This is a genomic window from Rhodopseudomonas sp. (assembly GCF_048594845.1).
Taxonomy (GTDB): Bacteria; Pseudomonadota; Alphaproteobacteria; order Rhizobiales; family Xanthobacteraceae; genus Rhodopseudomonas.
On sequence record NZ_JBMDXE010000282.1, the window covers coordinates 1 to 12147 of the forward strand.

The 12147-nt window shown below is 66.4% G+C and carries 12 protein-coding genes; 10 read left to right on the forward strand and 2 right to left on the reverse strand.

Annotated elements, in window-relative coordinates; genetic code table 11:
- The first annotated feature begins 153 nt into the window (after positions 1-153).
- From bchO to ACOJTD_RS18330, 6 genes are all read left to right on the forward strand, one after another.
- Positions 154-1041, forward strand: coding sequence for an alpha/beta fold hydrolase BchO (gene bchO / locus ACOJTD_RS18305; protein WP_420134299.1), 888 nt, complete (start codon positions 154-156; stop codon positions 1039-1041).
- Positions 1042-1116: 75 nt separating this feature from the next.
- Entirely contained in the window at positions 1117-2649 is a 1533-nt protein-coding gene (locus ACOJTD_RS18310; protein ID WP_420134300.1) for a phytoene desaturase, read from the forward strand.
- The gene (locus tag ACOJTD_RS18315) at positions 2646-3713 is read left to right on the forward strand and encodes a phytoene/squalene synthase family protein (protein WP_420134301.1); all 1068 of its coding nucleotides are present in this window, start codon (positions 2646-2648) and stop codon (positions 3711-3713) included. The genes ACOJTD_RS18310 and ACOJTD_RS18315 overlap by 4 nt, the downstream gene beginning before the upstream one ends.
- A 279-nt stretch (positions 3714-3992) precedes the next feature.
- Positions 3993-4904: an oxygen-dependent coproporphyrinogen oxidase gene (gene hemF, locus ACOJTD_RS18320; protein WP_420134302.1), complete on the forward strand. Its 912-nt coding sequence runs from the start codon at positions 3993-3995 to the stop codon at positions 4902-4904.
- A 35-nt stretch (positions 4905-4939) separates the two neighbouring features.
- Positions 4940-5074, forward strand: coding sequence for a hypothetical protein (locus tag ACOJTD_RS18325; RefSeq protein ID WP_420134303.1), 135 nt, complete (start codon positions 4940-4942; stop codon positions 5072-5074).
- Positions 5067-5210: a hypothetical protein gene (locus ACOJTD_RS18330; protein ID WP_420134304.1), complete on the forward strand. Its 144-nt coding sequence runs from the start codon at positions 5067-5069 to the stop codon at positions 5208-5210. Before ACOJTD_RS18325 ends, ACOJTD_RS18330 begins: the two co-directional genes overlap by 8 nt.
- A 156-nt stretch (positions 5211-5366) precedes the next feature.
- Here the strand turns inward: ACOJTD_RS18330 and ACOJTD_RS18335 are convergent, their stop codons facing one another.
- Together ACOJTD_RS18335 and crtD are read right to left on the reverse strand one after the other, a co-directional pair.
- Entirely contained in the window at positions 5367-6320 is a 954-nt protein-coding gene (locus ACOJTD_RS18335; protein WP_420134305.1) for a carotenoid 1,2-hydratase, read from the reverse strand.
- Positions 6321-6350: 30 nt separating this feature from the next.
- Entirely contained in the window at positions 6351-7898 is a 1548-nt protein-coding gene (gene crtD / locus ACOJTD_RS18340) for a 1-hydroxycarotenoid 3,4-desaturase CrtD (protein ID WP_420134306.1), read from the reverse strand.
- 120 nt (positions 7899-8018) lie between these two features.
- Between crtD and ACOJTD_RS18345 the strand changes: the two genes are divergently transcribed.
- The 4 genes from ACOJTD_RS18345 to ACOJTD_RS18360 all read left to right on the forward strand — a co-directional run bounded on the left by ACOJTD_RS18345 (position 8019) and on the right by ACOJTD_RS18360 (position 12077).
- Positions 8019-8885, forward strand: a complete 867-nt coding sequence (locus tag ACOJTD_RS18345; RefSeq protein ID WP_420134307.1) for a polyprenyl synthetase family protein — start codon at positions 8019-8021, stop codon at positions 8883-8885.
- 46 nt (positions 8886-8931) lie between these two features.
- Positions 8932-10062: a methyltransferase gene (locus ACOJTD_RS18350; protein ID WP_420134308.1), complete on the forward strand. Its 1131-nt coding sequence runs from the start codon at positions 8932-8934 to the stop codon at positions 10060-10062.
- Between the two features lie 78 nt (positions 10063-10140).
- Entirely contained in the window at positions 10141-11079 is a 939-nt protein-coding gene (gene bchC / locus ACOJTD_RS18355) for a chlorophyll synthesis pathway protein BchC (protein WP_420134309.1), read from the forward strand.
- The gene (locus tag ACOJTD_RS18360; protein ID WP_420134310.1) at positions 11079-12077 is read left to right on the forward strand and encodes a chlorophyllide a reductase iron protein subunit X; all 999 of its coding nucleotides are present in this window, start codon (positions 11079-11081) and stop codon (positions 12075-12077) included. The genes bchC and ACOJTD_RS18360 overlap by 1 nt, the downstream gene beginning before the upstream one ends.
- The last annotated feature ends 70 nt before the right edge of the window (positions 12078-12147 follow it).

A 12147-nucleotide genomic window follows, 5' to 3' on the forward strand; every position in this document is an offset into this window, starting at 1 on the left:
GCGGCTATGGCACGGCTTCGCAACACAAGCGGCATCATCCTGATGAGCGGCCCGCCGGGCCGCGTCTCGAAGGATGGCGTCCTGCATCCTCATGGTTCGAGGCGCCCGCAGGGCGGGCTCCTCACCATGAAGGGCCTGTAGTCGGGGCGGGCGATGAGCGATCTCGTCTGGAGCCGCGACGGCGCCGACTGGCCGCATCGGGAGGCGAGCCGGTTCGTAGAGGCCGGAGGCTTCCGCTGGCATGTGCAGCAGATGGGGCCGGCCGGCGCGCCGGTGATGCTGCTGATCCACGGCACCGGCGCCGCGACACATTCCTGGCGCGGCCTGATGCCGCTGCTGGCGACAGACTATCAGGTGATCGCGCCGGATCTGCCCGGCCACGGCTTCACCCAGTCGCCGCGCGCGCATCGGCTGTCGCTGCCCGGCATGGCGGCCGATCTCGCTGCGCTGCTGCGCGTCCTGAGCGTCTCGCCGCAGATCGTCGTCGGCCACTCGGCAGGCGCCGCGATCGCCGCGCGGATGTGCCTCGACGGCAGCATCGCGCCGCGGCTGCTGATCAGCCTCAACGGCGCGTTCCTGCCCTATGGGGGGCCGGCGGCGAACTTCTTCTCGCCGCTCGCCAAGATGCTGGTGCTCAATCCGTTCGTGCCCGGCCTGTTCGCCTGGCAGGCCGGCTCGCGCGGCGCGGTCGAGCGGCTGATCGGCAATACCGGCTCGACCATCGATGCGCAGGGAATCAAGCTTTACGGCAAACTGGTCGGCAATAGCGGCCACGTCGCCGCCGCGCTGCGGATGATGGCGAACTGGGACCTCGAGCCGTTGCTGCTGGCGTTGCCCGGGTTGAAGCCGCTGCTGGTGCTGGTGGCGGCCGAGGGCGACCGCGCGATTCCGCCGTCGGTTGCGCGTAAGGTGCAGGAAATTCAGCCGAATTCGGTGATCGAGCGGATTCCCGGCCTCGGCCATTTGGCCCATGAGGAACAGCCGCAGCTGATCGCCGCGCTGATCCGGCGCTATGCGGAAAAAACTGCCAATGTCGAATAGATCAAAGACGGACTGTCAGTCACGACTTACACATTCGGGCTAGGCATCTGTCAATTTTTTGTTACAGTGGTCGTCATGCTCGATCCCGGTCCTCAGTCTCCTCGTCTTCCGCGCGATCGTGCCCCGCATGCGGTGGTGATCGGCTCCGGCTTTGGCGGCCTCGCTGCCGCCGTCCGGCTCGGCGCTAAAGGGTATCGCGTCACCGTTCTTGAGAAGCTCGATCAGCCCGGCGGCCGCGCTTATGTGCACCGGCAGGACGGCTTCTCGTTCGACGCCGGCCCGACCATCGTCACCGCGCCGTATCTGTTCGAAGAGTTGTGGAAGCTGTGCGGCAAGCGGATGTCGGACGACATCACGCTGAAGCCGATGTCGCCGTTCTATCGTATCCGCTTCGACGACGGCACGTCCTTCGATTACTCCGACGACCGCAACGCGGTGCTCGACCAGATCGCGAAGTTCTGCCCGGATGATGTGCCGGCCTACGACCGCTTCATGGCGGCGTCGCACGAAATCTTCAAAGTCGGCTTCGAGCAGCTCGGCGATCAGCCGTTCAGCCGTTTCACCGACATGCTGAAGATCGCGCCCGCGATGATCCGTCTGGAGAGCTATCGCAGCGTCTACAGCCTGGTCGCCAAGCACTTCAAGGATCCGAAGCTGCGCCAGGTGTTCAGCTTCCATCCGCTGCTGATCGGCGGCAACCCGTTCATGTCGAGCTCGGTGTATTGCCTGATCACCTACCTCGAAAAGCAGTGGGGCGTGCATTCGGCTATGGGCGGCACCGGCGCGCTGGTGACCGGGCTGGTCGGCCTGATCGAAGGGCAAGGCAACACCATCCGCTACAATCAGGACGTTCGCCAGATCGTCGTCGAGAACGGCACCGCGACCGGCGTCAAGCTGGTCGATGGCGAAGTGATCAAGGCCGACATCGTGGTGTCCAACGCCGATTCGGCTTCGACCTATCGCTATCTGCTATCGCCTGAAACCCGCCGGCGCTGGACCGACGCCAAGATCGAGAAGTCGCGCTACTCGATGAGCCTGTTCGTCTGGTACTTCGGCACGAAGCGCCGCTACGAGGACGTCAAGCATCACACCATTCTGCTCGGCCCGCGTTATCGCGAGCTGATCAGCGACATTTTCGGCCGCAAGATCGTTGCCGACGATTTCAGCCTGTATCTGCATCGCCCTACGGCGACCGATCCGTCGCTGGCGCCGCCCGGCTGCGATACGTTCTATGTGCTGTCCCCGGTCCCGAATCTGCTCGGCAATGTCGATTGGCACAGCAAGGCCGAGCCGTATCGCGCCTCGATCGCCAAGATGCTCGGCGCCACCGTGCTGCCCGATCTCGAAAACCAGGTGGTGAGTTCGAAGATCACCACGCCGCTGGATTTTCAGGATCGGCTGTCGTCATTCCGCGGCGCCGCCTTCGGGCTCGAGCCGGTGCTGTGGCAGAGCGCCTGGTTCCGCCCGCATAACCAGAGCGAAGACGTCAAGCGTCTATATCTCGTCGGCGCCGGCACGCATCCGGGCGCCGGGCTGCCCGGCGTGCTTTCGTCCGCGCGCGTGCTCGATTCCCTGGTTCCCGAGGCCAACAGTCTGGTGACATCATGAGTCTGCAATCCGATCTGCTGGCCCAGTCCGACATGCTCGCGTGCCGCGAGATGATCAAGGAAGGGTCGCGCACCTTCCATGCAGCCTCGATGGTGCTGCCGCGCCGGATCAGCGATCCGGCCATCGCGCTCTACGCGTTCTGTCGCGTCGCCGACGACGCCGTCGATCTCGGTCTCGATCGCACCAACGCGGTCGACGTGCTGAAGGATCGGCTCGATCGCGCCTGCCGCGGCCTGCCGCGCGCCTATCCGTCCGACCGCGCCTTCGCCGACGTGATCGCGCGGTTCTCGATCCCGCCGGCGATTCCCGAGGCGCTGATCGAAGGCCTGGAATGGGATTCGCAGGGCCGGCGCTTCGAGACGCTGTCCGATCTGTACGCGTACTGCGCGCGCGTCGCCGGCACCGTCGGGGTGATGATGACGCTGGTGATGGGCCAGCGCCGTCCTGATATCGTCGCCCGCGCCTGCGATCTCGGCTGCGCCATGCAGCTCACCAACATCGCCCGCGACATTGGCGAAGATGCCCGCAACGGCCGCATCTACATGCCGCTGTCGTGGATGCGTGAGGCTGGCCTCGATCCGGAAACGTGGCTCGCCGATCCGAAATTCACGCCGGAGATCGCCAGCATCGTCAAGCGGCTGATCGACACCGCCGACGCGCTGTACGATCGCGCCACGCTCGGCATCGCCAATTTGCCGCGCTCGTGCCGTCCCGGCATCTTCGCGGCACGCGCGCTGTATGCCGAGATCGGCCGCGAGGTCGAACGCAGCGGTCTCGACTCGGTGTCGAGCCGCGCGGTGGTCTCGACCGGCCGTAAGCTCGCGGTGCTGGCACGGATGCTGGCGCTGCAGGAAACCGAATGGGCGCCGGCGAAGTATCTGCCGGCCAAGTTCGGCGACATGGAAGAAACCCGCTTCCTGGTCGACGCCGTGATCGCCTATCCGGTCCGCGAGATCGCGCCCCGCCAAAAGGTCAAGCCGCTCGAACAGAAAGTCGCCTGGCTGGTCGACCTGTTCACCCGCCTCGAACGCCGCGACCAGATGCTGCAGCGCAGCCGGGTGTAGTTGGCAGCGCTGATCGCGTTGCCCATGGTTCGAGACGCCCAGCGTCGCCTTATCGGCGTCGCTGGGCTCCTCACCATGAGGATGTACTTGTGGCTGTCCTGGTCGCGACACTTCAACACGCCTCATCCTCATCCTGAGGAGGCCGCATAGCGGCCGTCTCGAAGGATGGGTCGCGCGCGCCTGACCAAGCCCCGCGTCAACCGCCACCCATTTGCAAAAACTCTCGAAGCCGCCACACTGGCGTGATACCGATGCTGACGAACGCAACGGATCATCGCCATGACCATCGACACCGACCTCGACCGCACGCCCGCGACTTCGGACGACCCGGTGGAAGCCCGCCGCACGCGGGCCCGCGCCTGGTTCGAAGGCCTGCGCGACCGGATCTGCGCCGAGATCGAAACGCTCGAGCGCGAGGCGCCGGCCGAGCTGTTTCCCGGCGAGCCCGCGACGTTCACCTACAAGCCGTGGCAGCGCAAAACTGGCGCCGGGGGCGGCGTCGGCGGCTTTCTGTCGAACGGCCGGCTGTTCGAGAAGATCGGTATCCACACGTCGTCGGCCAACGGCAAGCTGACGCCGGAGATGGCGAAGAATCTTCCCGGCGACGGGGTCACGCTCGACTACGTCTCGACCAGCATCAGCCTGATCATGCATCCGCGCAGCCCGCGGGTGCCGACCGTGCATATGAACACGCGCTTCCTGTCGACCTCGCAGGGCTGGTTCGGCGGCGGCGCGGATCTGACGCCGATGCTGCCCGAGCAACGCAGCCAGGAGGCCGAGGACGCGGCGATCTTCCACGCCGCCATGAAGGCCGCCTGCGACGCGCACGATCCGACCTACTACGCGAAGTTCAAGCCCTGGGCCGATACCTACTTCTTCCTGCCGCATCGCGGCACCGCGCGCGGCGTCGGCGGCATCTTCTACGATCACCTCAACAGCGGCGATTTCGAACGCGACTTCGCCTTCACCCGTGACGTCGGCTCGGCGCTGCTCGACATCTATCCGAAGATCGTCCGCAAGCGCATGGTCGAGCCCTGGACCGACGAGGAGCGCGCGCAGCAGCTGGCCTGCCGCGGCCTCTATGTCGAGTTCAACCTGCTCTACGACAAAGGCACGATGTTCGGCCTGCAAACCGGCGGCAACACCGAAACCATCATGAGCTCGATGCCTCCGCTGGTGAGCTGGAGCTGAACGAGGCGTAGTCAAGCGCATCGCGGGAGACGGCGATGGAAGACTATTACGGACTGATCGAACTCGCGGCGGTCTTCCTCTGCCTGATCGCCGGCTGGCTGATCCTCGAACGCCAAGGCAAACGCCTCGACCGCGCCCGCGCCGACCGCGAGAAGGCGCCCCATGAATAGCGACAGCGCCTTCAACTACTTCGAGATCCTCATGCTGGGGATGTTTGCCGCAGCCTGGCTGGTGCTGGAATGGCAGGGCAAGCGGCTGGATAAGAAACGCGAGGCGGAGAAGGCGAAGCAGCCGGAAAGGCCTTAGCGTGAAGCTTCGTCACTTGTGTCCCGGGCGCGAAGCGGCGTGCAACGCCGCTTCGCAGACCCGGGACCCCGGTTTCTTCAGGCAACGCAAGTAACCGGGGCCCCGGATCTGCGCAGCAGCACTTCGTGCCGCAGCGCGTCCGGGGCACCGAGTCTCTCACGTCCGCCGCGGCATCCGGAACGGCAGCATTGCTTGCACCACCGGCATCTTGAAGCGGTCCAGCGACAGGCTTTCGTGCATCAGCGTGACGCGTTCGCCGAGCAAGGTGGTCTCGACCATCGAGCGGGCGTAGAACGGGGTGTCTTCGACTGTGCGGACGATACGCGCATCCGCTTCGCTGCGGGCGCTGCGGGCGATGCGCCAGCCTGAGCGTGGCAGAGGGAGGAGTGGCGGCGGCGTGAACGTTTGCATGTTGCCCTGCGCGTCGAAGGTGATCGCGAGGTCGATGCGGCTGCGGTCGCGGCGTTCGGCTTCGTACAGGATCGCGGTGGTGTCGCGCAGTGCGCCCCGAGCCCACTCCCAATGGGTGAAGCCGGTTTCGATCGGTGCGTCGCCGGCATTCGTATCGAGATAGGCCTCGCCCTGCCAGGACAACTGCGGCTGCTCCAGCGTGACTTCAATCCGCGAGCGCGGCGCGATCGGCCACCAGCGGTGATTGCCGTCCTCGTTGAGGACGAAGTAATTCTTGGTAATGAATTGCGGCACGACGCGGATGCGGCCCTTGATGCGGCCGGGGATTGGGGCGCTCACTTCGTTGATGTTGATGGTCAGGGCGCGGCCGTCCCAGCCGAGATCGCTCGGGCCGATCAGAAATGAGCCGAGATTGCGCGCGACCTTGCGGCGCGAGCGCTCGGTCATGGTCCAGCGCTTGCTGCCCTGGTGATACAGCGCGACGTTGATCGCGCAGTGATTCAGCGGATCGGCCGCGCCGCTGCGCCGCGCATGCGCGTAGTAGGGCGAGAACACGCTGCCGATGAAGGCGATGATGGTGAGACCTTCGCGGCCGTCGTCACTGATCGCGTCGACGTACCACCAGGCGTAGCCGTTCGGCGGAACGTCGAGGTTGAAGCCGGCGCGGCGTTCGTCGGTCTCGTTGGGCCAGGCAATCATCTTGTCGCGTCTACACTCTACTCGAAGGCTTTAGGTGGCTTTGGTTGAGGCGGGGCGCAGCCGCCGCTGTTCAGTATCCAGATCGGCCAGCAGGCTCGCCGAGGCGGCGCGGCCGGACAACGCGGCCATCGGCACGCCGGGGCCGGGATGCGTACTGCCGCCGGCGAGATACAGGCCCGGCACTTTGGTGCGCGCGCCGGGACGTTCGAACGACGCGCTCCAGCCATGCGAGGCGCGGCCATACAGCGCGCCGCCGGTCGCCGGAAACAGCCGGTTGAAGTCCTCGGGCGTAGTGATCCGCGTCTTGTCGGGTTTTGCTTCCACGCGCAGGCCGCAACGTTCGAGCACCGCAAACGTCCGCTGCGTCACGCGCGCAATCTCGTCCGCATCGAACCGCTTGCGATCGCCGATCGGCGGCGCGTTGACCAGCACCAGCAACTCTTCCTCGCCGTCGGCGCCGAGCATCGCGGTGTCGTCGATGCGATCCTGACCGCAGATATACACCGTCGGCTCGCCCGGTACTTCGCCGCGGCCGAAGATGTCGGTGAACTCGCGCGGATAGTCGCGCGAGAAAAACACCGAATGCCGGCTCAGCGGAAAGCCCTCGGTCTTCGCCACCATGCTCCAGGTGATCGCCGACAGCGAGCGCAGTTTGGGCGCGATCGGCGGCACCGCGCGTTGCACCGCTTCGCCGAACAAGCCGCCGGGCAGGGCGCCGACATCGGCGTTGACGATCACCGACGACGCCTCGATGCGATCGCCATTGGCCATGATCACGCCGGCGGCGCGGCCGCCCGACACCATGATCTCGCGCACCTCCTGCTCGTAGCGGATGGTTGCGCCGAGCTTGGTGGCGCAATCCGCCAGCGCGCGGGCCAGCGCATGCATGCCGCCCTCGATGATCCACACGCCCTGCTGCTCGACATGCGCCACCAGCATCAGCGTCGCCGGCGCCTGGAACGGCGAGGAGCCGCAGTAGGTCGCGTAGCGGCCGAACAATTGCCGCAGCCGCGGATCCTTGAAGTAATCGCCGAGCGCGTTCCACATCGTGGTGAACGGTCGGATCTTGCGCAGTTCGAGCAGCCCGCTGACGCCATTGGCGGTGGCGAGCCCCGGCAGGCTCGGCGCGGTGGCGCGCAGGAACGGCTTCTCGAGGATCTGATAGATCTTGCGGCTGTCGGCGCAGAATTGTTGGTAGCGCCGCGCCTCGGCGGCGCCGGCAAAGGCGCCGATCGCCTCAGTCGAGCGCGCTTCGTCGGCGAACAGATCGAGCCGCACCTTGTCGTCCCAGGCGTGCCGCGCCAGCACGGAGAGCGGACGGAGTTGCACGTAGTCGGAAAAGTTCAAGCCGGCGCCGGCGAACAATTCCTCGAACACCCAGCGCATCGTGAACACAGTCGGGCCGCTGTCGATCCGTGCCGGCCCGATCCCGACTTCGCGGATCTTGCCGCCCGGTGCCGCGGCGCGTTCGACCACGGTGACGTCGAGCCCGCGCGCGGACAGCGCCAGCGCCGACGTCAGTCCGGCCACCCCGGCGCCGACGATCACCACCCGATTCCGTGCGGCCAGATCCCTCATCGCGATTCCCGCTTAGCCCTAAGTGTCATTGAGCCATGTCATTGACAGGTGTCCATAATAACTTACAGTCGCAGATGACAAGTTAAATTGACACTTGCTGGCTTAGAGCGGGAGTCTGCCATGGACGTGACCAACCGGATCGAGCGCGCCCTCACCGAGGCCCTCAACCAGGCCGACCTCGCAGGCTGTCCGCCCCGGCTCGCGGCCGCGATGCGCAGCGCTGTGTTCCCGCGCGGCGCGCGGGTCCGGCCACGACTTTGCCACAGCGTTGCAGCCGCCTGCGGCGAGGACAATCCGGCCGCCACGGAAGCTGCCGGCGCCGCCCTCGAATTGATGCACTGCGCCTCGCTGGTGCACGACGATCTCCCCTGTTTCGACGGCGCCGATCTGCGCCGCGGCCGTCCCTCGGTACACAAGGCGTTTGGCGAGCCGCTCGCCGTGCTGACTGGCGACGCGCTGATCGTGCTGGCGTTCCAGTCGATCGCCCGGGTGTCATGCCAGCCCGAGCGGCTGCTGAAGTTGACCCAGATCATCGGCAGCGCCGTCGGCGTGCCGCTCGGCATCGTCGCCGGACAGGCGTGGGAATGCGAGTCCGAGATCAACCTCGCGCATTATCACCGCTCCAAGACCGGCGCGCTGTTCGTCGCCGCGACCGCGGCCGGCGCTGTGTCGGCCGGCGCCGATCCAGAGCCGTGGCGGATGGTCGGCGAGAAGATCGGCGAGGCTTATCAGGTCGCCGACGATCTGCGCGATGCCGCCGCGGATGAAGACGAGATCGGCAAGCCGGTCGGCCAGGATATCGCGCATGATCGCCCCAGCGCAGTGCGCGAGATGGGCATCGACGGCGCGATCTATCACCTGAAGTCGCTGGTGCGCGGCGCGGTCGATGCGATGCCGCCGTGCTCCAACGGCAACGAGCTGCGTTCGCTGATCATGTCGGAAGCCACCCGCCTGGTGCCCGCCAAGCTCGCCGCGACCGCGGCGTGATGCGCTCCGGCTTGGCCTTTGCGGCCGGCCGGTGGTAGCAGGAGTGATGAGTTCCTTCAGCCTGCGCGACCGGCTGCTCGGCTGGCGCGACGCGATCCTGTCGAGTGCGCGGTTTCAGCGCTTCGCCGCGGTGTTTCCGCTGACGCGCGGCGTTGCGCGCCGCCGTGCCGGCGCGATGTTCGATATCGTCGCCGGCTTCGTCTATTCCCAGATCCTGCTCGCCTGCGTGCAGCTGCGGCTGTTCGAGCTGCTGCGCGAGCGTCCCGCCAGCGCCGGCGAACTGGCGCAACGGCTGTCGCTGCCGCCCGAGTCGATGCAGCTGTTGCTCGACGCCGCGACCGCGCTGAAGCTGGTGCAGCCGCGTAGCGGCGGCCGCTACGGCCTCGGCCAGCTCGGCGCCGAGCTGTGTGGCAATCCCGGCGTCCGCGCGTTGGTCGAGCATCACGCCATGCTGTACCGCGACCTCGCCGATCCGCTCGCGATGCTGCGCGGCCCGCGCGGCGGCGGCGAACTCGCAGCATATTGGGCCTATGTGCGCGGCGAGGGCGCCGCCGAGCTGCCGGCCGATCAGGTGCTGCCCTACACCGCGCTGATGGCCGCCTCGCAGCCGATGATCGCCCGCGAAGTGCTGCACGTGATGTCGTTCAAGCAGCATCGTTGCCTGCTCGACGTCGGCGGCGGCGACGGCTCGTTCCTGTCCGCGGTGGCGGAGCAGACGCCCGGGTTGCGCGTGATGCTGTTCGATCTGCCCGCCGTCGCCGCCAAGGCGGCCGAACGCTTTCAGGCGAACGGCCTCGCCGGCCGCGCCACCGCGATCGGCGGCAGTTTTCGCGACGATCCGCTGCCCGAGGGCGCCGACATCGTCTCGCTGGTCCGCATCATCCACGACCATGACGACGACGTCGTCACCACGCTGCTGCGCGCCGTCCACAAGGCGCTGCCGGTGGGCGGAGAGCTGCTGATCGCCGAGCCGCTCGCCGGCCCGCCCGGCCGCGAATCCAGCACCGACGCCTATTTCGCGTTTTACCTCCGGGCGATGGGCACCGGGCAAGGCCGGACCTTCGCCCGGCTGACCGAGCTGCTGGAGGCCGCCGGCTTTGGCGACATCCGGTTGCACGCGGTTCCGATGCCCATGGTCGCCTCCGTAATTACCGCAATCAAGCGCCCGATGTGTTAATCTAGCTTGACACTGTCTTCCGTCAGTTTACTCTGACACTCCAGCGGCGGGACTCTGCCGCCTGGATTGGAGTAGGCGATGGAAACCATCGCGGTCGTACTCAAGCAGCCACAACACGTCGAACTCAGTCGTCTCAGCCTCACGGCGCCGACGGCCGATGACGTCGTTGTCGACGTTGCGTGGAGCGGGGTCAGCACCGGGACCGAAAGGCTGTTGTGGTCCGGCCGGATGCCGCCATTCCCCGGAATGGGTTATCCGCTGGTGCCGGGGTACGAGTCGGTCGGCGAAGTCGTCGAGGCTGGCGCTGCGACCGACTTGCAGCCGGGCCAGATGGTGTTCGTGCCGGGCGCGAAATGCTTTGGCGAAGTTCGCGGCCTGTTCGGCGCGTCCGCCTCGCGGCTCGTCGTTCCGGCCAAGCGCGTGGTGCCGCTCGATCAGCAGCTTGGCGAGCGCGGTATCCTGATAGCTCTAGCTGCAACTGCGTATCATGCGATCGCGGCGCGCGCCGCGACCCCGCCGGAGTGCATCGTCGGTCACGGCGTGCTCGGCCGCCTGTTGGCGCGGATCTCGATCGCGCTCGGCAATCCGCCACCGACGGTGTGGGAGAAGAACCCGGTGCGCACCGGCGGTGCCGACGGCTACGCGGTGATCGATCCCGAAACCGACGAGCGACGCGACTATCGTAGCATCTACGATGTCAGCGGCGACCCGAAACTCCTCGACGTTTTGATTTCGCGCATCGCGGCGACCGGAGAGATCGTGCTCGCTGGCTTCTACAGCGAGCCGCTGTCCTTCGCTTTCCCTCCGGCTTTCATGCGTGAAGCCCGGATCCGGATCGCGGCGGAATGGCAGCCGCCGGACATCGTCGCCACCAAGGCGCTGATCGACAGCGGCAAGCTCTCGCTCGACGGACTGATCACTCACCACCAGGAGGCGGCGTCGGCCCCCGACGCCTATCGCATCGCTTTCGAAGATCCCGCCTGCCTCAAAATGGTTCTGAACTGGAGACCGAGCTGATGAACGTCGTTCCGCAGATCAAGCTGCAAGACGCACAACTCCGGGCCGAAGCGTCGATCGAACCCGACGCTCCGGTGACGACTCCCGTCACCAAGGAAACCCAGATCATCGCGATCTACGGCAAGGGCGGCATCGGCAAGAGCTTCACGCTCGCCAACCTCAGCTACATGATGGCCCAGCAGGGCAAGAAGGTGCTGCTGATCGGCTGCGATCCGAAGAGCGACACCACCTCGTTGCTGTTCGGCGGCAAGGCGACCCCGACCATCATTGAAACGTCGTCGAAGAAGAAGCTCGCCGGCGAAGAGGTCACCATCAGCGACGTCTGCTTCAAGCGCGACGGCGTGTTCGCGATGGAGCTCGGCGGTCCGGAAGTCGGCCGCGGCTGCGGCGGTCGCGGCATCATCCACGGCTTCGAGACGCTGGAGAAGCTCGGCTTCCACGAATGGGGCTTCGACTACGTGCTGCTCGACTTCCTCGGCGACGTGGTGTGCGGCGGCTTCGGCCTGCCGATCGCCCGCGACATGTGTCAGAAGGTGATCATCGTCGGCTCCAACGATCTGCAGTCGCTATACGTCGCCAACAATGTCTGTTCGGCGGTCGAGTACTTCCGCAAGCTCGGCGGCAATGTCGGCGTCGCCGGCATGGTGATCAACAAGGACGACGGCACCGGCGAGGCGCAGGCCTTCGCGCAGGCCGCGGGCATTCCGGTGCTGTCGGCGATTCCCGCCGACGAAGGCATCCGCCGCAAGAGCGCCAACTACGAGATCGTCGGCCTGCCCGATGGGCAGTGGGGGCCGCTGTTCGCGACGCTTGCCGAGAACGTCGCCACCGCGCCGCCGGTGCGGCCGAAGCCGCTCACCCAGGATGGTCTGCTCGGGTTGTTCTCCAGCGACGTTACCGGTCGCGATGTCGTGCTCGAGCCCGCCACGATGGAAGATATGTGCGGCGCCTCGGTGCTGAACAAGCCGTCGCTCGAAGTGATCTACGACGAGGTCTGAGATCGGGTGATCGGGAGTTCGTCATGAGTGTCATGTCTCGTTATTCCGGCCGCATCGCCGGATCGATCGG